This window comes from Bradyrhizobium sp. CB1015, from assembly GCF_025200925.1.
GTDB lineage: Bacteria > Pseudomonadota > Alphaproteobacteria > Rhizobiales > Xanthobacteraceae > Bradyrhizobium.
The window spans coordinates 1,741,043-1,763,129 of record NZ_CP104174.1; the positions used below are offsets into that span (position 1 = coordinate 1,741,043).

11 protein-coding genes are annotated in these 22,087 nt (G+C 58.3%); 3 read left to right on the top strand and 8 right to left on the bottom strand.

Going from position 1 to position 22,087, the window contains the following annotated elements:
- Positions 1–210 precede the first annotated feature (210 nt).
- Both N2604_RS07835 and trpD read right to left on the bottom strand, forming a co-directional pair.
- The gene (locus N2604_RS07835) at positions 211–570 is read right to left on the bottom strand and encodes a hypothetical protein (protein WP_245454662.1); all 360 of its coding nucleotides are present in this window, start codon (positions 568–570) and stop codon (positions 211–213) included.
- A gap of 911 nt (positions 571–1,481) precedes the next feature.
- The gene (gene trpD / locus N2604_RS07840) at positions 1,482–2,495 is read right to left on the bottom strand and encodes an anthranilate phosphoribosyltransferase (protein ID WP_124163645.1); all 1,014 of its coding nucleotides are present in this window, start codon (positions 2,493–2,495) and stop codon (positions 1,482–1,484) included.
- A 5,114-nt stretch (positions 2,496–7,609) separates the two neighbouring features.
- Here trpD and N2604_RS07845 point away from each other — a divergent pair.
- Positions 7,610–8,440, top strand: a complete 831-nt coding sequence (locus tag N2604_RS07845) for a YopT-type cysteine protease domain-containing protein (RefSeq protein ID WP_124163643.1) — start codon at positions 7,610–7,612, stop codon at positions 8,438–8,440.
- A 1,412-nt stretch (positions 8,441–9,852) separates the two neighbouring features.
- Here the strand turns inward: N2604_RS07845 and N2604_RS07850 are convergent.
- The 3 genes from N2604_RS07850 to N2604_RS07860 all read right to left on the bottom strand — a co-directional run bounded on the left by N2604_RS07850 (position 9,853) and on the right by N2604_RS07860 (position 14,198).
- Positions 9,853–11,403 (bottom strand): acyl-CoA dehydrogenase family protein, encoded by a 1,551-nt coding sequence (locus N2604_RS07850; RefSeq protein ID WP_158626804.1) that lies wholly within the window; start codon positions 11,401–11,403, stop codon positions 9,853–9,855.
- Between the two features lie 755 nt (positions 11,404–12,158).
- Positions 12,159–13,799, bottom strand: coding sequence for a chaperonin GroEL (gene groL, locus N2604_RS07855; protein WP_124163641.1), 1,641 nt, complete (start codon positions 13,797–13,799; stop codon positions 12,159–12,161).
- An 84-nt stretch (positions 13,800–13,883) separates the two neighbouring features.
- Positions 13,884–14,198 (bottom strand): co-chaperone GroES, encoded by a 315-nt coding sequence (locus N2604_RS07860; RefSeq protein ID WP_074448393.1) that lies wholly within the window; start codon positions 14,196–14,198, stop codon positions 13,884–13,886.
- A gap of 1,044 nt (positions 14,199–15,242) precedes the next feature.
- Here N2604_RS07860 and N2604_RS07865 point away from each other — a divergent pair.
- Positions 15,243–15,890, top strand: a complete 648-nt coding sequence (locus N2604_RS07865) for an FkbM family methyltransferase (RefSeq protein WP_124163670.1) — start codon at positions 15,243–15,245, stop codon at positions 15,888–15,890.
- 1,009 nt (positions 15,891–16,899) lie between these two features.
- Here the strand turns inward: N2604_RS07865 and N2604_RS07870 are convergent.
- The 3 genes from N2604_RS07870 to N2604_RS07880 all read right to left on the bottom strand — a co-directional run bounded on the left by N2604_RS07870 (position 16,900) and on the right by N2604_RS07880 (position 21,481).
- Entirely contained in the window at positions 16,900–17,967 is a 1,068-nt protein-coding gene (locus tag N2604_RS07870; RefSeq protein ID WP_260374227.1) for a flavin-dependent monooxygenase, read from the bottom strand.
- 1,976 nt (positions 17,968–19,943) lie between these two features.
- Positions 19,944–20,687 (bottom strand): carbonic anhydrase, encoded by a 744-nt coding sequence (locus N2604_RS07875; protein ID WP_245333208.1) that lies wholly within the window; start codon positions 20,685–20,687, stop codon positions 19,944–19,946.
- An 8-nt stretch (positions 20,688–20,695) separates the two neighbouring features.
- Complete coding sequence (locus N2604_RS07880) at positions 20,696–21,481, bottom strand: thermonuclease family protein (RefSeq protein ID WP_245333207.1); 786 nt, start codon at positions 21,479–21,481, stop codon at positions 20,696–20,698.
- A 317-nt stretch (positions 21,482–21,798) separates the two neighbouring features.
- On the opposite strand from N2604_RS07880, the gene N2604_RS07885 reads away from it, so the two are divergent.
- Positions 21,799–22,047: a hypothetical protein gene (locus N2604_RS07885; RefSeq protein ID WP_124163825.1), complete on the top strand. Its 249-nt coding sequence runs from the start codon at positions 21,799–21,801 to the stop codon at positions 22,045–22,047.
- Positions 22,048–22,087 lie beyond the last annotated feature (40 nt).

Genomic DNA, 22,087 nt, shown 5'->3' on the forward strand with positions numbered 1-22,087 from the left:
CATATATGGCGCTCTCATATCTCCATCATTGAAGCCGATGATGCAGCGGCACTGACCTTCAATATGATCAAACACACAGAACCTTCTTAAGGCCGGCCGGGTCTTTCAACTTGCTGCTCCCGCATGCCATGCAATAACGTCCGATGCCGCGCTGGTCACGCGGAGCAAGACGCCGGGTCACTTCGAAAACCTGCGCAGGCCCACCGTCTGTCACACCTTTGCGCGATCGAGACGCCACGTGCGGGAAAGCAGCTTGAAGGTAGCGGGTTCGGCAAACTGATTTTGTGCGCTGCTGCGCCAGAGGCGGGCTTGCGTCAGCTTGAGGAAAGCAGCACCATCTAGGCGCTTCGGATTGAGTTCTACGTCGATCAATTCTGTCGTTATCGGCTCTCTGGCGGGGCGGTACGCGACCGCCACTTCGTCCAGATCCGAAATGCCGCAGCATTGAAAGTTACTTGCTACCCTTAGCGCCGCGATTGGAACTTGGTGCAAAGCCCTCTCGACCAATGGGCCATCGGGCATAAGGAGCATGACCAGCGACCGGTCCGCGGATCTGACCAACTGAGGCATCCGAAGTCCTTCACACCCATGTAGGTAACACCTCAAGAGCCTACGATTTAACGTTACGTCAGATTCAAGCCCCTTTTTGCGGGCAAATGAGAACGTGGCCAAGCTCATGCTACCCGAAGAGGGCCCCCGAGGGGCTGGTGTCGCAAGCATTCAGCGCCACCCTGAGGGGGAAGCCTGTGGCTGAGGCCTTAGGAGCGATCCGGCGAATGCGCCGGCGGCGTGTCCAACGCATGACCCCAGTGCGCCGAGTTTGGACGAAATGTAGAGTTGGTCAGGGTGCGTATGCGGGCCATCACCATCGATGGCCAGTCCGCGGCGAGATGAGCGGCGCTGAGCAATCGCCATCGGAATCACCGCTGAACGAGCGAGCAGCTCGAAGCCAAGCTTGGCCGCAAGCGTTTTGAGCGTGGGCATAGAGCGCAACGCCGGCCTGCCAGTGTCTCTCCGTGTGTAAACGGCATCCGGACCTATTCTTCTCTCAGGAGAACACGCCGCTTTGCCTCCAGAAGATGCCCATCCAGCGTCTCGTGCAGCGCACGCCGCAGCTCCGGCGGGATCGAGCTATCTGTATCGATCAATTCCCGAAACTTCCGAATGATGTGTTCTATCGTTGCGATAGTTCCAAGTGTTTCAATCCTCTGCCAGGGCATCTTCGATCGTCTCCTTTGCCGCGTTGCGCACGCTTCGTCGCGGGTCCTCACCTCAGCAACCGGGGCGCGAACAACCTCTAGTGCACCAAATGTTGGCTGTCGGGCTGAGTGTTCAGCGCGGAGCTGTTTTGACCAGGACTTGCGCAAGCGGGCGCTCCATGAGAAATCGGCACAAGTAACCCGCATTCGCGGCTGCAACAGTTTTCTCGCGCGTAAGCTGCACTATCGATCGCAAGGATGCGGCATCAACCAGATCGGCTGTCAGGCGTTTGAAACGGCGATCAAGCGATTCAGTCGAGCGGCGGCAGCGCCCCGATCAAGTGATTCTTGTCCAAGCGCCACGCCTTCCTGTAGGTTCGAGGCCCGCCCGGCCACCACCAGTGCGGCCGCCGCATTCAGAAGGGCGGCATCACGAAAACGACCTGGCAGCCCATCAAGCACTTTTTGTAACGCAAAGGCATGAGCCTCGACATCACTGCACTCCAGCTCATCGGCGCGGTAGCGGGGGAGCCCGGCTTCCTCCGGCGTGACTTCGAACGTGCGGACTGTACCCGCCTCAACCGCAGCAACAAAGCTTGTGTCGGTGAGGGATAATTCATCGAGCCCGTCCGAGCCATGAACAACCCATACCGAGTCGGCACCAAGGTTCTTCAAGACTTGCGCCAGAGGCTGCACCCATTCGGGAGTGAACACTCCAAGAATCTGCCGCTTGACCCTGGCTGGATTCGACAGAGCCTCGATTAGATTGAACATCGTGTGGGTTCCAAGTACGCTCCGGATCTGCCTGATGCGCTGCATCGCCGGATAGTCGGGTGACGCAAAAATGAAGCCAATGTCGGCTTCGTGCACACAACGTGCAATTGCCTCAGGCTTGAGATCGACCTTTACGCCGAGGCGCGCCAACACGTCTGCGGTGCTTGAGCGCAAAGATGCCGCGCGGTTGACATTCTTGGCGACGGGAACGCCGACCCCGGCGACGATGAACGAAGCGCACGTCGAAACGTTGAGCGAACACATAACGGTATCGCTCGTGCCAGCGATATCGATGGGGTCACATCGCGTCTCGACGGTGGGCATTATATTTCGCATTGCGGATGCGGCGCCCGTGACTTCTTCGATCGTCTCCCCGCGGACCCTCATCCCAATCAACAAGCCACCGATTTGCGAGGGAGTTGCGTCGCCGGACATCATGCTGTCGAACGCTAACGCGGCCTCCTCGCGGGTCAGAGTGGCACCGGTGGCAACTTTGCCGATGATCGATTTAAGCGGTTCCATCGAACTTTACACGTTCCTTATCCAATCTAGGGTCCGTCCGTCCAGCCAGGCGTCTTCGCAACCGGGCGCCCTGATGCAGCTGCCGGTCTATCCGCACTCGCTATGCCGCACGAGTCCTTGAGGCGGGCCGTCGGATGAACGTGGCACCCGTGGCGACGCTACAACCTGACGCTACGTCAGGGTCAAGCTCCCTCCGTTCGATGGTGCCCTCGAGAGGACATCGGCGGCTAGTCAGAGCACTGAGTTGCTTGATGCGAGGATAACAGCTCTGTCTCGCGCCCGCTTGCCGTCGATGTTCCGGCCGGATCACAAGGCTTCGCTTTCCGGTGCCGCCGTGGCGGAGCCGCAGAGCGGCTTCCGCACGTGCTATGAATATATCGATGCCAATTCCAGGCTGAGCTTAGCTGGCTCTACGAAATGACCCCACCTCACTATAATGAACCTGCGCATGAAAGCCTCCAAGGAGCGATGGACGCGTCCGTTGACCGGCCCGCATGAGCTGGTGAGCCGTTGGGCGAACCCTCGTGTGACGTGCTGCACGTCAAGCTGGGACGACTTCTGGAGAGGAGTCGGGCGGACAGCTCGCAGCATCTTCACCTCGATCCGCTGCTCTTATTGCCGGTGTCCCGCCCGGAGATCACGTAGCGACATTGCTGACTGAGACGATCTTGCTTGGATCTGAGGCAGGCAGTAATAGCGGTACGATCTGGTATGTGACTGCTACAAAGGCGAAACACGTCTCCCATGCAGGCCTCTTTCTCCTCTGCGGTCGGCGTTCGATCAAGCGCGTTGACCGGCGCAAGCATTGCAGTTGCCATTGCCACGCCTAGGGCGATATCGCGGTAGTAGAGCCTGAGGCGCGGAGCCGGCCGAATTTGTTGTTTTTGAACCATGACATTTCTTCAGTTCGGTGGAGCTGATTATTGTTCTTGCTGCCCGGAACGCATCACCTGCAAACCGGGAAACAGGCGGATCTGCTTAGCTGTCTGCAAGCTCGTTGTTCTACTTTTGCCGTTCTCACTGTACGGAGTTCGTCATTTGTCCAGGAGGACAGGAACGACACCTTGCATACCGGCAGAGCCTTACGAAAGAGGGGAGTTAGTAGCAGCTGCGCCGACGCACCAGATGAAGGTCTTGGAGTTGCTGTGATTGTGCAGCCAGTGCATGCCTCGATGCCTCGAGGATTGCTTGAGTCTGCTTGACATGACCTGAGGTGCTATGGTCAGCCTAATCGCCGGCCGGTGAGTGACGGCGGACTCGCCACGATGCCGGCTCGACGCGGCCCTGGCCAGCTGTGGCGAAGCATACATATTAGGGAGGCCAGATGTGCTTCTCTCGTTGTTGATGATGCATTCGGCCTGGCAAGAGCGACCATGATGGCGCGCTGAGGCAATGTTTGGTGTCATCGCGCTTCTGCTCCACTTTATGTGAAGAGGTTGGGGGGTATCTCTGTGAGGTAGGTTTCGTCTTGCGTCGGGTCAGCCGAGTCTGAGTTGATCGGAGTCGGCCGCGCAGACCTCCTAACGCGCGATTACGTACAGCAGAAAGAGGAATAGCATTCGATGAATCGCGGGCAGGCTCGCATCTGGATGATGTTAGGCTCTCTATTCGGTCGTCCCGGGCGATTGTAGATGTTTGAGGCATTTCCAATGCTCGTGAACTATCAGTAATCGACTGATTGTCAGAGGTGATCCACACCTGTCCAGAATCCTACAATCTAACGCAGCGTGCGATTCGAGTCTTTTGGTGGGAGCAATGGTCTGAAGCTGTCGGTGACTGTGCATTCTTCGTACGAGCATCGTCTGCAATGCGCATTCAGCCGTTTCTGAATGGTTGCTGTGGACTGGGGACTGACTGCTTCGGCAGCCGGAGCCACGAGCGTCGCTCCTACGTGATTATACGGAGCGTCAGTGTCGCAATTCGTTGATCTACGGATTGCATGCTCTCGGCATGAATCCGAAAAGTAAACTGTACCAGCCCGATCACTGGCGAGGCCGCGCGGAAGCAACGCGAAAGAAAGCGGCAGCGCTCATCGACGGAAAAGCCAAAGACAGGCTGCTTAAGATTGCCCTGGAGTACGACAAGTTAGCGTGGCGTGCACACGTGTGGCAGATGCGCAAGAATGAGGACGATACGTAGCCTGAGCAAGAGCTGTAAAGCGTCGCTACGGTCCATAAGGCCTCAGCCTGTCGATCTCTACCCGACCCATTGGCTAGGTAGATATCGCTCAGCAAGCAAGTCAATGCCGCCTGTACGGAGCGTTGAGAGAGCCAGAAGGCAAGACGCCTGACCGTCCTATGCCACACGCACGGGGCCCGAGCCAGCCGCCTGCCCAACGTTCCCTTAGGTCACCTTGTTTCGTCAGCTTCTCGAAAGCTAACTTTCACATAAGGGGAATACTGGCACTAGTCCTCACTTGCAGTCGATCCGTCGCGCCTCACTTGGAAGCCCGGATGCCACTCGCCGCGGACGGGTTGAGCTGCTACAGGTCAATTTGGCACTTCGTCGCGCGGCAGCGGCACATCAGTGTCGCTAATTCGAGGCATCTGGGTCATGCGTCGACATTTCCTTCCGCCGGAGCAGCGCATTGTATATCCCGGTAGGAGCGCGAAGCGCCTTGGCATCAGTTTGTTCGCAGCCGTGGCGGCCCGCGGTTGCGAGAGGCGCCAGAAGTCCATCGCGCGGTTGCCATGCGCGAGAGTGTTTCAGAAGAACGCTGCGATGACTAAGTAGATCCCGGCCCAAAGCAGCGCATTTATGAGGAGTGCGGCCAGAGGCCACAAGTTCCACCTTTTCTGGGCTCGCCGGGAGGGACGATCGGTGCCGCAATGCTTGATCGTTGGGCGCTTTGTTGCGCGCCAATGAGTCATTTCATTACGCTGAGCGCCGGTGAACAGAAAAATGCCAAGCTTTGCATGACTCCTATCACTCATAAGTTAGCAGTCCTCTTTTCATGGGGCATCAGAACCGATGTTCGTTGCGGCGACGATTCGGCCGATTCATTGCTCGTGCATCCTCGCTACAGCGAGGTCGCGTTCTGTCAGCACAGCAAGCGACATGCCACGAGGTAGAACTGTCTGCAGCGCGTTTGATGCGGTGGGTTGGTGACACGGAGCCGTTGCGCGGCGTCTGAGTCGCGACATTCATGTCGGAAACAACACCCTGATTAACGGCAAAGGGTGAGCGGTTCGCGAGCGCCATGCCGTAGACAACGCGTTAGGAGCTGCATCTTAGTGATGCGGAAAATCGGGCGACATTCGCAGTTGCAGTCGATGAAATCGACTAATCATTGTTTCTGACCGTTAGCTTACGACCAAGATAGCAGGCGATCCGCCGGATGGTCCATTTGGAAGAACGGAGCATGCCGGCGTCCGCGGCTATGTGTATGCCGATTTGGAAGCCATAAAGCTGAACCATTTTCACATAAACGGCGCATTGGGCCTGTTCAGCCTTGGCGAGGAGGCCGTCGAGTGATCAAGTACTCTCTCTCGCGAAGCAGCAATGTAACTCCGATCTATCTGGTGCCACTACTGGTTTCGCGAGCATCATGAGCTCTAGATGTTTCGCCAACACGGCAGCGTGCCATGATGAAGACCAATTCATTGAAGACGAGGTGACGCGTCAGAGTCGCCGATTTCGTCTGCTCATGCGGGATGTGCGCTCTGCCGGCGATGAGCAGTGAATACTGCCTGGCACGGATGACAAACTGTTTCGCCTCGGAGAGACTTAATGATGGACTTACATAAGTAGCGCCAGGTGCAATCGGCGGCTCAATTCGCCCGACGCGCAATTAGTGGTACCGCTCATGCTCAGGCGACCGGCGGCCCGAGGGCGAAGTACGTCTTAGAGCAATAATCAGAGGAGAGTGAGTGATGATAGACATCTACGGCTTTCGCGGATGGCGCGCTGTAGATTGGTTTAGGAACGCTGGGCCGAGGACCGAGCAGGTTGACTTGTTACGAGACAGCGTCATCTACGTAGACGTCAGGGCTATCCGAGAAGAAAAGGAGCGGGCGTGCGACCGCAGATGATAGACAAGCTGGAGGCCGGCCGCGTGCAACACGGCCGGTTCGCTACTGCTCCAGGGTCAGGCCCTTCCGGTCTGTTCCTTGTGCAGGGGCCTTGTGGGTGTGAACTTAAGATAAGTGCGTTTGTCCGTCCCGGTTGGGAGCATGTCGCTGTTTCGACCCCGCGGCGTTGTCCGAATTGGGACGAGATGTGCTTTGTGAAAGACTTGTTCTGGGATGAAGAAGAGTGCGTCATGCAACTGCATCCGCCACATTCGAGGTACGTGAATAACAGCCGATATTGCCTTCACTTGTGGAGACCCACTTATCGAGACATCCCGATGCCGTCCCCGAGCTTCGTAGGCGTCGTTGGATTAAGTCCCTCCGATGCGGCAACGTTGTTCGCGCAAATGAGCGCGACAGCATGACGGGCTGAGCTAACAAAATGCGAGCAGAAGGTGAGGTCGAGCGGGCGCACAAGCACCGGTTCGGCTTCCCGATATGACGTGTCACATGCGGGTGTATGTCGGGCTCGCTCGACTGTTGCAGTGTTTAGGCGGGCTGAACCTGAAATGCCGCCGTCCGAGCGGCTAACGGCACACTGATGGCCGTGAGAAATGTCTGCGCCAGTTCTTGTAGAGTGAACAAGATCGTAATTTGTATTCAAACCGGGTTTCGGATCTGTGCTGAAGGTACGTCAGCGGCAACAACAGCATCTCACTCGCCGATGGCCGATCACGGGGACGTGAATTGCGCACTGTTGGAGGCGTAGTTGTGCGACCGAGCGGCGCAACACGATAAAGGTGAGATCGACCACCAAACCGACGGTCGCGCTGTCCAGCGTAGCCATCATCCTGACGGCATCTGCAATTCCAAGCGCGCCCTCCGTAGTGTGCAAGAGTAACTAGCCGTTCGGCCACTACCTCACACCTGCAGCCCCGCTCGTGAGTGGCACTGTCGTGCAACCAATTGGCCGCCGCGGCCGTAGCTTCCCCAGGCTTGTTGGTGGTCAGCTCTTCGTCAGTTTGCTGCGATATCATCCGCAGCAAGATGTAAGCAGCGCGCTCTCCCTGAGGACGCGTGCGCCGAAGAAGCAGGTGAACCAGGATGTATAATCGACTCGATGGCCAATACACACGCGCTGATCAAGCCGACGGATCGATCAGGCCCGCAGATAGTACCGAATTTGCGCAAACACTCACTGAAGTCGCGCGACGAGAGAGCCTGCCGTCGGGCGAATTGATCGACAGGATGGGGCTCTGCTTCAGCAAGCCACATACCTCAGATTCAATCGTTTATAGTCCAAGCAACTCGCGCCACAGCTCTCTGTCCTCCAGCTCGGAGTTATCCTCTGCCGATAGCCCTGTCCGCGCTCTATTCGATTACAGGACTGCTGAATTGCCCGAAGCCAATGTCAACGGAATCTGTGTTGGATTGGTAGCGGAGTGGCTCCTTAATCTCCCAAGCAGCCCGTCATCCCGAATGAGGGCTCTGCTCCCGGACACTGAAAAGCACCGCTCAGCGGCAAGTCGGCAGGAACAGTACGAAGAGCTCAAGGCTCAATTGAAAACCGGTGGCGCGGAAGGGTCTCACAACCTCCAGGCAAAAAACACAACGTTACGCGACGCTGGCTTAGAGCCGTCTGCTGAAGAGACGCGATATAGGTTTGATACATCTTCGTGCATTGACCAGATCGTGAAGGAGCTCACCCAGGATGCGTCCATGTATTTGGTCAGCTTGCGTTTCGCCGCAGGTGGCGCCCACATGATTGCGACAGTGACGTCGAATGGAACGACGACCCTTTTTGATCCTAACTATGGGGAATTTTCTGTTCCTTCAGATGAGGTCGGAGAGTTATTCAAGAGTCTTGCGGAGCGCTACAGGAGCCCCCCGAACAAAATGTACATATCGACTGTCGTCACACAAAGGGTGACGTGAGGACTTCCTAGGTTGCAACGGACCTTACCCGATGCCCCCGCGCGGAACCTACTCGGTCGGTGCGGGACAGCCGCGTCCCTAGATGGTGCAGTCGACGCGGTTCTTCGGATGTTGGATCGGTGCTCTCGACGGAAGCTCCTGGAAGTAGTGCAGAGAGGGGAGAATGTTCAGCCGATATAGGTCGTCCGATCACTCAGGTTCGTGAGCCAGCGTCCTCGCCGCCTCAAAGCCCTTGCACTCGAGCACGATCGAGGGCCCGTTAGACTAACTTCCTCGTGTGGGTTCCGATGCCCGACCCCAATCGCGCTCAGGGCTAAGGTCGGTGACCAGGCATCCACAGAGCCGGCACAAGCTGTAGTTCGACTGCTTCGGAATTCTCGCCAGTCCTTCTGTACTGATTCGCCAACCAAATAGCTGCAGCCGCCGACAACTGCATGCAGTCGCACCGGCGTCCAAACCGAGTCCTCACTCGCCACGAGCTCCGGCGCCTTGTCGCGTCGCCGCACTTCCCGTATCGTCCGGCTTTGGTGAAACCCCCAGCCACGAACTAGCTCGGTGACAACACTATGCAGTTCCGAGCCTCACGGTCGAGATTTTCCGCCGAGCTGGATTACAAAGTCGTTGAGGAGTGACTTGTCGAATAATGCGAGGTGAGATCCTTCTCCTGGACGGAGCGAGCGCATGCGGGCATTGAGCTTGATCTGGAAGACGGCCGCCCCGTAGTGCGGATCTGATCCAGTCTCACGCCGGAAACAGCGCGGGGCGACTCGGCCCTGGCCGGACTGGATGGATCAGATCTTCTCTCTGCCACGCCCGCACCACTGGTTGAAGTTAGCAGAAACGTGACTCGGCGCCAAAATCCCCACGCATACTCGGGGCAAGCGCTGTCCCTACCACGTGCTGCTAACTTCAACATCGATGTAGATGGGCGAGCTTTCCGAAACCTGACGAACCCGACGCCATGCATCAAGCGAAAGCGGCCTGTGCGGGGAGGCCCTCCCGTCTTGAGCCCCGCCACCCGCCTAGCGGAAGTTTGACTTAAAAGTATCGTTGACTACAGACGCAAGCTCCTCCTTTAAGAGGTCGTGAAAACTCGCATATGCCATGTGCCAGCGAGAAGGTGGCAGCAGGACGCTTAAAACACACCACGCCTATCGATGTTTGCAGCGCGGGGCGAATCGAGGCGGCCCACCCTTCTCGGGCGCCAGCCCCGATCGGGGAGCGGTATCGGGTGCTCTTTAACGCGAAAGCCTTCGCTGCCGCGGCGTGCCGCCAGGAATGAGAAGGTTAGGCCTTCACAGCAGCGCGTGCCGCATGTAGACGTGAGAGTTGTCACGGACCTTTCCGCTTGCGGAAGTTGCGCGTCGCGCGCGGCACCACGGCGTGGAAGGACGTCGGACATGCGGGAGATGTCAGACATACTGCAGCAATTTAAGGTAGTCGTCTGTGAAGACAGGGGAGCGAATAGAGCAAGCCGCGTCGTGAAGAAAGGTGGCGAGTGTCCGATTAGCCCGACTGCGAGTTTCGACAGAGTGTCGTGCCGGCATGCGAGTGCGGAGAGATGCCAGTTCAGAACTGACCAGGTCAGCCGCCGCCGCGGCGCAATCTGAGGCTGAGAAGCAATCAGCAGACATGACAGCTTTTGCCAGTCCCAATGTGGTGAGCCAACCCGCATAGATCAGCACGGCACCGTCAGTCTCATTCAGCCCGGAGAGCTCGTCAATTGCAGCAGCATGGACTGATGCCGCCCCAACCGACCGAAACAGATCGGCTATCTCGTCGCGCGTGGCTTTAGAGAGGAGGCAACGGCCGAGATGCGATAGGAGCGTCTCAGTCGGACCTTCGAAGATGCGGAGGATGCGAGCGTCTCGGTAGATTTTGGCCAAAGGCGTTCCCTCATCGTAGCCGCGGCCGCCTAACAGCTGGACGCATTGATCGGCGACAAGGCCGCACCACTCTGAGGACAAAACCTTCGTCGCCGACGCAAGGTGGACGTTCGGCGCACCGTGCGCTGAAACAAGTCGGCAGGATGCTGCTAGCATCGCCTTCACTACTTCCCGCCGCAGCACCATCTGTCCAAATAGCTGCTCAATGTAACTGTTTTCGATCATGCGCAGTTTACCAAGCCGACGCTGGCCTGCATAAGAGGCGGCTACCTGGATAGCGCGCTCAAGGGCTCCAAGACCCATAGCAGCCACACCGATGCGGCCGCGGTTCATACTAGATGCCGCCGCACCCCAGCCGTCTTGATGGCGAGAGAGCACGTAAGAACGGGGCATCTCGACGTCCTGGAACTCCAGGGTATTCTGAATGATGCCACGTAGGCCGAGTGTACGATGCTCGTGCGTGACCTTTAGGCCTGGAGCCTGTCTGTCAACGAGTACACCAACCAGCCGACCTTTCGCATCGGGTCCCGACGCGCGCGCAAAGCAAACGATCCAGCGAGCCCAGTCAGCAAGGCCGATCCAGATTTTGCGGCCAGAGATACGCACTTTATCTTCGTGCATGAAAGCCGCAGACTTTATATGTCTCGGGGCAGAACCAGCTCCAGGCTCCGTCAAAGCGAAAGCGCAGAGATCGCCGCTTGTTGCACCCCGAATGATATGGGCTTGTGCGGGTATGTGCGGTGCCGCTTCGATGCAGGGCAAAGCTAAGAAGTTATGGATAACGAGGGTCGACGCAGCGGAGACATCGAACGATGCCGTGGCGGAGGTGAGGTCGATGGCCTCTTGCAAAGAGAGAGCTAACCCGCCGTGCTCTCTTGGTGCGGTGAGCCCGAACAGTCCATGCCTTGCCAAGATGCTGTGTAGGGTCGGAGGGAAAGCTCGGCGGTCATCCGCGTCTGCGAAATTCAGCTGACTGAGCTCAGCGATGAAACTGGAGTATCGTGCAGTTGCATGCCCTTCAGCTAAGCGTTCCTGCGTCTCGGCGAATTGGGCGTAAGCTTGGGTGTGCATGGCCATAAAGACCACAATGATCCTGACCGCGTTTCGTGCCAATTCATCCGAGCGGCTACCTTGGCCAGACATTGGTATAGTGTGGATGCAGGCGCAGTATAGGCACATTGCCGAGGGCCGGAGTGTCTTGCGGCCGCCCCGCCGGCGAGTTCTTTTGGAAAGCACCCCACCGTTCCCATCGGATTCCCTATAGATTGGACGCAAAGCAAGCCTTGGGACTTTAGTGTGCGATCATTCTAAAGCATGTCCTGCCCCGAGCTCCGCAGCAGGGGAGTTGAGGGGAGCCCCGTCCGCGAGGACCAAATGAGGCGCAGAATAATCGGCGCACTTTCCGCAAAATACTTGTGATTTTTGAGAATGTTCTCCGGGTTCAAACAAGCCCTTAGGCCAAAAGATGTAAGTGCGCAAACGTCACGAAAGGCATTTCGTCGCTTCCAGTTACGCGACAGGTAAAGAAAGTGGGCAAGGAGGTCGAAAGCGGGCAGGCGGCGCCGGGTCTACCGCACGGCAAGGGTCCGAACATTTGGATGAGCAGACGCAGCTTCGTGAGTCAAAATAGCCGGCTCCATCGTCGTACCGGACGCGGTACTGTCGTCGCGAAGCACATGAAATTTGAGTCGGGGTCCTGCCGCTGCGCACATTGGATAGGCCGATGGGCCGGACCTTCGGGGGCTGGCAACGGGCTACCTGCCGCTCGATGCAAAAAAAACCTGACAATATTGCCAGGGTTTCGCATGTCATCGAGAACTTGAGAAGGTGGATCAGAAGTCCATGCCGCCCATGCCGCCGCCCGGAGGCATCGCGGGGCCAGCGCCGCCCTTCTTGGGCAGCTCGGCAACCATCGCTTCCGTTGTGATCAGCAGCCCGGCCACCGAGGAGGCGTTCTGGACCGCGATGCGCACGACCTTGGCCGGGTCAATGATGCCTTTGGAGAGGAGGTTGCCGTACTCGCCTGTCTGCGCATCGAAGCCAAAAGAGTACTGCTCGTTATCGAGCACCTTGCCGACCACGATCGAACCGTCTTCGCCGGCATTGATCGCGATCTGGCGGGCCGGCCAAGACAGTGCTTTGCGCACGATCTCGACGCCGGTCTTCTGGTCGTCGTTCTTGGTGCGCAGGCCCTTGAGCTGCTCGGAGGCACGGAGCAAGGCGACGCCGCCGCCCGGAACGATGCCTTCCTCGACCGCGGCGCGGGTCGCATGCATCGCGTCATCAATGCGATCCTTGCGCTCCTTCACCTCGACCTCGGTCGCGCCGCCGACGCGGATCACCGCGACGCCCCCCGCGAGCTTGGCGAGACGCTCCTGGAGCTTCTCACGGTCGTAGTCCGAGGTGGTTTCCTCGATCTGCGCCTTGATCTGGGCCACGCGCGCCTCGATGTCGGCCTTCTGGCCGGCGCCGTTGACGATCGTGGTGTTCTCCTTGTCGATCATCAACTTCTTGGCGCGACCGAGCATGTTGAGCGTGACGTTCTCGAGCTTGATGCCGAGGTCTTCCGAGATCGCCTGGCCGCCGGTCAGGATCGCGATGTCCTGCAGCATGGCCTTGCGGCGATCGCCGAAGCCCGGAGCCTTGACGGCCGCGACCTTCAGGCCGCCGCGCAGACGGTTCACGACCAGGGTCGCGAGCGCTTCGCCCTCGACGTCCTCGGCGACGATGACCAGCGGCTTGCCGGTCTGCACCACGGCCTCGAGCAGCGGCAGCAGCTCGTTCAGCGAGGAGAGCTTCTTCTCGTTGATGAGGATGTAGGCGTCGTCCATCTCAACGCGCATCTTGTCGGCGTTGGTGACGAAGTAGGGCGAGATGTAGCCGCGGTCGAACTGCATGCCCTCGACCACATCGAGCTCGGTCTCGAGCGACTTGGCTTCCTCGACGGTGATGACGCCCTCGTTGCCGACCTTCTTCATGGCGTCGGCGAGGAACTTGCCGATCTCGGCATCGCCGTTGGCCGAGATGGTGCCGACCTGGGCGATCTCGTCGTTCGAGGTGACCTTCTTCGAGTTCTTCTCGAGGTCGGCCACGACGGCTTCGACCGCGAGGTCGATACCGCGCTTGAGGTCCATCGGGTTCATGCCGGCGGCGACCGACTTGGCGCCTTCACGCACGATTGCGGCGGCCAGGACGGTCGCGGTGGTGGTGCCGTCGCCGGCAGCATCCGCAGCTTTCGAAGCCACTTCGCGCACCATCTGGGCGCCCATGTTCTCGAACTTGTCGTCGAGTTCGATGTCCTTGGCAACGGCAACGCCGTCCTTGGTAATACGTGGCGCGCCAAACGACTTGTCGAGCACGACGTTGCGGCCCTTTGGACCAAGCGTAACCTGTACGGCGTTGGCGAGAATGTCGACGCCGCGCAGCATACGATCTCTCGCATCTACTCCGAACTTCACGTCTTTGACTGACATAGAGAATTCCCTCAGTTCCGTTTAATTCATCCTTCAGCGCCCCGGTGGGCTCTCCTCAGGAGGGTGAGCTGTGCGAGCCCAGGATTAGGCGACTTTCTTCTTGGAGAACACATCGGTGAGAACGCCCATAATGTCGCTCTCCTTCATGATCAACAGGTCTTGCCCATCGATCTTGACCTCGGTGCCGGACCATTTGCCAAACAGCACCCGCTCACCGACTTCGATGTCGATCGGAATTAGCTTGCCGGCCTCATCGCGGCCGCCCGGCCCAACTGCAATGACTTCGCCCTGGGAGGGCTTTTCCTTGGCAGTGTCGGGAATGATGATGCCGCCAGCGGTCTTCTCTTCGGCGTCGATGCGCTTGACCACGACGCGGTCGTGAAGCGGACGGAAAGTCATAGAGGTCTCCTGAGCGTTTGAACAGTTGAAGTTAGGCACAATGTGACAAGTAGACTGTAGCAAGAGTCAGGCCAGAAATGCGCTGAGCGATCTATCCTTCTAGTTCTGCAAAAGCATTGCCCGGGCAGCGTGTGTGTTTGTCCGGAAGCAAACCCGCTGAGGTGCACAGCCCGCCCGGCTGTTGTGAAAATGACATTGCGCTCCTTCGAAACACCCGCAGAGAGCCCCGGGACACTTCAACGTTGCTCAGGCGGCGGTTGCACTGATCGAGAGGCCTCGGGTTTCGACGACGTCGGGATTGCACATGATTACCTGACGGTACAATCTAGTAGTGTGGCCGGCGAAGCGTGCGGTCTACAAGCTTTATCGAAGAGCGGCTCGCAAAATTTTCCGTACTCGTGCATGCGAATATGTATGCAACGATCTCGAGAAAATCGGGTGCTGTTCTTGTAAGAGGTGGCGTGCTCCAAGGCAGGTCACCATCGAATTGTATCGGATTGCCCGTGTCCAACCGTGGCAGGGCGCTCAAAGCCTACCGAATTGACCCTGGTCATTCGTCCGCCGACAGCACTTGAAGAAAGTTGCACGCGCCACGAAAGCTTGATTGCGCCGAGCGATGCGTGCGTCGGGGCTTTCGCCGACTTCGTTCCTCGCCCACGAGCCCGAGGGAAAGACCGCCGGGAGCTACTGGCAGCGAATCTGAGATGGCGGCCATCAGTCGGCCGAGCACATTCTGCGCAATTGGTATCCATATCTGACAGGTGACGCTCAAACGAGGGCGCTCTTTCGGCAACTCGAAAGAGCTAAGAGGACGATCTGGCTCACTGAGGCCGCACTTTCCAACAATAGGTTCGAGAACTGCATCGCGAGGGATAGCCTCTCCGGTTGATGCCGATGGCATCCAAACAGCTGTCGTGGATCAAGAGGACTGGCGGATAAATGAATCTTATACCTTGATATACGTTGTGCGGCGGCTTCCGGCGTGTGAAGGCGGATTTGAAGTCGAAATTTCACCAGATCTCCGCGCACCATGGAAAAGCAGCTGTGTCGTCCGTAGAAGTACATCAGCACATCGTCTCACTTCTTCAGAAGCCGAACCCAGTCATCCTGGATATCGGCTGCAATGACGGGGCTGATACGCAAAAGTTCCTAGAACTGTGCCCGCAACCCCAGCTCTACTGCTTTGAGCCGGATCCTCGAGCGATCGCGCGCTTCAAGAAGAAGCTTGGCTCATCCCTCAATAGGGTGAAGCTGTTTGAAATCGCCATCAGTGATCGAAACGGAACGATCGACTTCCATCCAAGCAATGCAGATGGCGATGCGAAAGATTGGGACCTATCCGGTTCAATACGCCGTCCAAAGAACCATCTTACCGAGTACGATTGGGTCCGCTTTGATCACCCTGTCTCGGTTGAGACACGGCGGCTGGACGACTGGTGCAGCGAAGCCAAGCTGGACGGAGTCGATTTTATCTGGATGGACGTTCAGGGAGCCGAGGCCGACGTTATCGCCGGCGGTATGCGGACCTTGAGCAACACGCGCTTCATCTACACCGAATATAGTGACCGCGAGCTCTATGAAGGGCAGTTGTCCCTGCAAGCCATTCTTAACTTGTTGCCATCATTTGAAGTGGCGGCTCACTATCCGCGCGCAGTGGAAGGTGATGTATTGCTCAAAAATACGCGTGCCTAGCGGCTACTCATATCGAGCGTCTCATTCATGGCCTAGCCAGCGGCCTCTATGCTGGCCACAGCTGCACAACGGTGATCATCAAGGCGAGCGGCTATCGCGAGCCGGACAGCCAGTGCGGCTGCGGTTGCCATTGGGCCGGCGTGCACGGCCGATCCATCGGGAGCGGCCAGCGCCATCGCAGTCCTCGGGTCCACGCGGTCCTGAGGAAGGCAGGGCCGTGGGGCTACCGTGGCGATCGAACGGCCGATGTAGCAGAACGGCGCTCGCGCGCTCATGGCCTCTACCACCGACACTCGCCAGGATCTAACGCCGGTCACGCCGAATCTGATCGCACGGCTTCACCGGCGCAGAAAACCGGGTCCGGCTTGCCGATATCACTCCATCCAAACGGCATAGGGCTGGCTGTATTGGAGGGCGCCAGGGATCTCTTCAGCCGCAAGATAGCCGGCCGGGCGAACGCGACCTTATGCGGGCCGAGCGTCTCTTCCGCGCCGTCGGTGCCGAGTCGCCAGCAGCGGGCAAGAGCGGATTGATCGAATTTCGGGGGTGTACAGTACGCTTTAGATTAAGGTCGCACGGCCGTTGCCAGCGCTGGCGTGCCGCATCGATGAGCCGCAAGGGTGAGTGCTAGGATAGTGCGCCACGGAGAGCTTCTTCCGCACCGTGCGCCGCAAGCGGCAAGTAAGCAACCAGTGCGAGAGTCGAGCCCGCTTGCGCGGGTGGTTTGGAGAGTTCGTGAGTTGAACGGCGAGCCGTTGCGCAGAAAGTTCAGGTGTATCCTGCCCGGCAACGTCAATGATCGGACAGGGGCCAAGAGGCTTATGAGGGCTCGTATGTTTGGACAACGAATGGGTAGTCCGGGATATGGAGCGGGGTCAAAGGGGGAGAGCCAAGCGGTGTCTTTGTTCACATTGAAACAAGGGGCCATGTCCTCAGCGGCAGACCACATCATCACGCAAGTGCGGTAATCCGTTGGCGTGGCGTGTGGCTTGCCCGTGCGTGCCCCACTTTATGGGAAGCCCGGTTGTATTGCACTTCCGAGCAGGGCGCGGCCAGCGCTCTGGAGCGTTCCCTCGTTTAAAGCTGCGTGCTGGGCAACCACGAAGCTGTCGCACATGGCCCGTGCTAGATTGCTGGTGCTATAGAGCGCCTCAGTTCCAGCAAGACCGCTCGCAATCCTGCACACCTCAGCCCCCTGCCGCGCTGCGTTCGTCGCGGCGAGCCGCATTAGCGTCGTGGTGCCAAGATTTACCTCACCCTTGAGCGCTTCCTTCCACAGCTCCTCCGTGGCTTCGTAAAAGAAGGAACGAGCGGAACGTAGCATGGCTTCGGCTTTGGCGATTTCAAGCTGGACATAGCCGCGCTCAGCCCTCACGGGCGCTCCAGTGATCGAGGCACGGGTTTCGGCCATGGCGATCACGTCGTCTATTGCGGAGCGCGCAATCCCGATGCCGACAATCGCATGCGCCTGCGCGGCGAAGGCGACGGCAGGATAACGATAGATCGGCCCATCAAGTGTCGGCGGACCGCCGCGGATCAAGGTCCATTCCTCTGGCACAATGACGTCGCTGACGACGACATCGTGGCTTCCGGTGCCTTGCAGTCCGATGACGTCCCAATTGGGCCGAATTGTCACCTTCTCGGCCGGCATCACCGCTACACGCGGGAGGTCACCGCTCGGATCGTCTTCCAACGTGATACCAACTCCTATCAAATCCGCCTCTGGTGAGCCGCTAGCGAATGGCCACACGCCGTTCACGATAAATCCGTCGGCGCATCGCTTAGCGGGTTGGAGCGGGAAAAGCGCACCCGCCAACACCACGTCAGGTCCATTGGCGTACACTTTGCGAAGCGTGTCGTCCGGAAGAGCAGCGAGGTAGCGAGCTCCATCCCCGAAGCTGGCGACCCAACCGGCGGAGCCGTCGGTTTCGGAAATGCGCTCGACCAGCCGACAGCGTTCGCTCCTCACCGCCGAATCGCTTGGCAGCCATAGCCCGATAGACGCCGACTCGTCTGAAGCCGTCGATGATTTCTTTCGGAATCTTCTGCGTGCGGCTAAACTCGTCGCGACGCGCACGGATCTCGACGAGTAGTGGCGACAGATTAGCCCAGGTCGCAGCCGCGGCGTGGGTTCCGGAACTTATCTTTTCTGGTGGAGCGTTCATAGATCATCCTCCGTGTCTTGAGCCGATCATCCCCGCATGTCATTCGGATGGACTGCGCGCATGGCGAGGCCAGGTGATTTGGCACCCGCAGGACGGCATTCTCGAAGCTGTCGCAGTTGACATCGAATGCACGAGATTGAATAGGGTAGCTTCCCAAGTTAAGCGGCCTGAGGCCTGACGGAGATATAGCTGTTCTCGCTGGCATTCAGGCTGGCCGGCAAAGCAGCCGATACGCTGCGGCGGCATCGATCCGCCTTTACCGCACTGGGTCTCTGGCGGCTGATCGGGGACTGCGGTGCATGTCTTCTCCACATGAACGTGTGGTCACACTTGGGACAGGCAGGCTCGAACCAAGTTTGGAATTCTTGAGTTGTGCTTGGGAGAGCGCCCAAGCCTGCGGCCTGTTGCCCGTCTTCCCAGCAATTGACGTGCCATCAAGCATGGTTGCCGGGCTTGTCTGAATCGCGCGGAGATCACTCCCCCGTGCCATGCCAGCACAATGCGCGTGTCTCCGTGTTTGCTTTCATGCACAAGATGTCATTAACTCAACAAGCCGCATAGAAAACCACAGAGGCGGACTCGACCGCCACGGACCGGGCTCAACGTTCCTGCTTAAGTTTAAGGGCCGCTCCGGTCTCCTGACGCGACCAACAGCCCAAATTGCTGCTCGTGCGACTGCTGGTGAGCGCTTGCTTCGAAGCGGACCTCCGGACCCCAGGTGTTCAAGAAACGCACGGCGGCTCCAGACGCTGTGATTGAGCGATCAACTCTGGCTCGAGGTGACTGCAAGAGTGCCCCGCTCATGCCAGCGACGAAGCGTTACGAACACGTTTTCGGAGGCTTTCCGGGCTGCCAGCAACAGAGGAGCCTGTTCCACGTTCTGTCGGGCCGGACGCGAGAAGTTCGTGCACATTCCTGAGTGGCCGACCCTCTTACGGCCGCTAGCGTCTTTTTCTTCGGCGATCTACCAATGCTTCCGATCTTGGCCGAGCTTACCAAATTTGCGCGACAACTATGGGCGCACCACGCGCGTTACGACAGACCAGGCGCCACACGATCTGAAGCTAGTGCTCTGTTCCCACTAAGCGACTCCGTGCAAGAGCCTGATTTCGGAAGCGGTTGCCAGCTGATTTCAGGCCTGTAGAGGCGGTGCGCGCGGTTGAAACATGGCTGACGCACCGACGTCACCTGTGCAGGTAGAACTAGAAACATTCTCTAAGTCTCGCCGCGGCTTAGAACCGACCAGCCTCCGTGTACAGGGGACGCCACTTTGTGAGCTTCGAGTTTCTTCTCGTGTGGAGCTCGTCATCGAGGACGCGAACGAGACGATCTAACGAATGATTGATGCGACGCTGGCTTTCCGACGGTCGCGGTCTCCCAAATGGCTGGTGCAGGAAGGCCGTCCGGTACTGATGCGGGTAGCATGTCGCCTTCAGCCCTAGGCCGAAGAGTCATGCTGATTGTTCTGTTGATCCTCGGCCCTGGCTGAGCTCGGTTACAAAAGCAGGACCGCGGATGCCTTGCCCGCTCAGAGCTGAGAAGCTCTCGGGATCGTCGCGTGCTCTGGAGTGCAGAGCTTGCAATTCTTCGCATTGCGATCTGCTGCCTGAACCACCTCCATTGGGTTGGCGGCTCAACCAGGAGGAATGAATGCTGCCGGACGCGCTATGTGGGTTTCTGGATGCTGGCCACGCGTTGCCAACATGAGTGCGTATAACAAGAGAAGAATTAAGAGGCCGCGCATATCTAAGGAGTCCTGAAGCGAGGACAATTGTGGAGCGGATAGTATCCGGTGTGTTTGTTGTAGACGATGGACCAACAAAACTGCGCGGAACAGATGCGCTGTATTAGGCGGCAGACGATTTGCCGGAGTGTGAAAGTGCTGGCATCAGCTGACAATCTCGACCTTGCCGGTGCCGATCCGATACACGCCCCCGACGACCTTCAGGCGGTTCTGCTCGACTGCGGCGTTCAGAATCGGGCCCGTCGATTTAAATTTGTTGACGTTGTCAATCACATTTTGTCGGGTTGCTTGGGCGAACGCGTCGCCGGCTTGGTCGCCAGTTGCTTTCACTGCAGGAGAAAGTGCAGCGACCAGGGATGAAATGTGCCCCGGCGGCCGCTTATCTTCATGGAGCGACTTGATCGTGGCGTCTATCGCACCGCAATGATCGTGGCCAAGTACGAGGATCAGCGGCGTGTTGAGTATGGCAACCGCGTATTCCATACTGGCGAGCGTATCATCGTTAGCGAAGTTGCCGGCGACGCGGCAGACAAACAGATCACCTAGTCCGCTGTCGAAGACAAGTTCGGGGACCACACGGGAGTCGGCGCAGCTCAGAACCGCCGCATATGGATTTTGTCCCTCAACCAAGACCAGCCGCTCGCGCCTGAAATCGTCGATTCGTGGTGCGCCCTGGACATAACGATCGTTCCCGTTCAGCAGCCGATTCAGGGCAGCATCTGGCGAGAGTACGTTGTTTGGCTTGGGCGGGCCTTTTGCTTCCTTCGCGTCGACAATCTTATTGCCGAACCGCAGGAAAACTGTCGAAGCAGCAAACAGCAACAGTGACCGCCGCGAACGCACGTGCTTGGCTAAATGGTATATGTCTTGAGAATGGGCTGCTTGCATGTGTCGCCTCATGGCACGGCCTTACGCCACCCGGTGGCTTCGGCTTCCGCTTCGCTGCAAAGCCAGCGTTGGCCGCGCTTCTTCGTCATGTCGATTTGTTCGTAACCGGGTTGCCCTGGCAGGTAATAAATGCGCTCGCCTCTGCGCTCGACTGTGCCTTTTATCGGGCACTCGGGGGACGGCGGTTCCAATAGCAAGACGGATCCAAGCAGGACTTCCTGAGCGTCGACCGGAACCGACGTCGCGCCCACGATAATCGTGCTCCTATTGCGGCGACGCCAGTCCCAGGGCGCGATGAACGCGCCGGACCACAGCCCCGCATGGGCTGTGCTGGCCACCAACTCATAAACAACGTATGTATGGTGAGATGCAAAAGCCGATAGTGCCAAGCCCGAGCGTACCATCCAGGCGTTTATATCCTCGCCTTCGATGAAGCAGCTGCCGAGGGCTCGCCGATACTCATCGACTCTTCCGGTATGACAATCCCACGTTCGTCCATTCGAATGCTTGATGAGCTCGTCGCGAACAGCTACGCCGCAGGCCCATTTTTGGCCCTGTGCGTCGAGGCAAATCTGATCGGTCTCAGGAGCTTCGATGCCTGAGAGCCGAACGGTGGTTTTCTCGATCTGGATCGTATTTCCGTCGAGGATGCGCGGAGCACCGCTGAGTGTCGCGGCGGAAACCGGAGATGTGATGAGAGCGATCAATGCGAACATAATTCCGCGGTGCTTCATCCCGACAATAACCTTTCGCTCCTGGTCCATGTTCACGCGCACGATACGGTGCCGATACATTCGATTGCTCGACCGCAGATGTCCATTCCGCCGGCTTCGATGTGTGCCTTATGAGAGCTTCGCGTGAGTTCGAACCTACGACCTGACGCTGCGTAAGGATCAAGAGATTTCTTCCCGTGTGCGTGCGGCGGTATCCTTCGAGCATCGGCGGCTCTCTCACCGCGAGCGTGCTGTACCCTCTGGACGTAAGGAGGAGATTCTCATCGCGTGGCGCCGAACTCGGGATGCTGGACAAGCCCGAGCCTTGGAACGCTGTGCTCCCTCCTTGCAAAAATTGAGCGGCTATGAGGCGTCGGTGCTTGCGGCGGAGTCAGGCGTTGAGGAGCAACCTTGCCATTGTTGGTGACGACTTCCATCGGCAAACCGGACAGTTCCGACGAGGGCGAGGAAATGCGCCCCAAAGTCTTGTCACGAAAAAGATGCTCAAAAAGGATCTGCTCTGGCTCGCTCTGACCGGTTTAGACAAAGACGTGATGGAGTTCAGCCTCAACGCTCGCCGCGTAAATGAAGGTTTCTTGTTCGAGCAAACCGCGCAAATCCGTTCCTTGTTACGCCAGACGAGATGATCGTTGATACCAATCGCATTATGGCATTTGGCTCCTCCGC

What these genes read in the sequence shown, in the direction of transcription:
- N2604_RS07845 (WP_124163643.1), top strand. Translation starts at nt 7,610, where the DNA reads ATGTATAATCGACTCGATGGCCAATACACACGCGCTGATCAAGCCGAC.
- N2604_RS07875 (WP_245333208.1), bottom strand. Translation starts at nt 20,687, where the DNA reads ATGCAAGCAGCCCATTCTCAAGACATATACCATTTAGCCAAGCACGTG.
- N2604_RS07860 (WP_074448393.1), bottom strand. Translation starts at nt 14,198, where the DNA reads ATGACTTTCCGTCCGCTTCACGACCGCGTCGTGGTCAAGCGCATCGAC.
- N2604_RS07835 (WP_245454662.1), bottom strand. Translation starts at nt 570, where the DNA reads ATGCCTCAGTTGGTCAGATCCGCGGACCGGTCGCTGGTCATGCTCCTT.
- N2604_RS07880 (WP_245333207.1), bottom strand. Translation starts at nt 21,481, where the DNA reads ATGTATCGGCACCGTATCGTGCGCGTGAACATGGACCAGGAGCGAAAG.
- groL (WP_124163641.1), bottom strand. Translation starts at nt 13,799, where the DNA reads ATGTCAGTCAAAGACGTGAAGTTCGGAGTAGATGCGAGAGATCGTATG.
- trpD (WP_124163645.1), bottom strand. Translation starts at nt 2,495, where the DNA reads ATGGAACCGCTTAAATCGATCATCGGCAAAGTTGCCACCGGTGCCACT.
- N2604_RS07850 (WP_158626804.1), bottom strand. Translation starts at nt 11,403, where the DNA reads ATGGCCATGCACACCCAAGCTTACGCCCAATTCGCCGAGACGCAGGAA.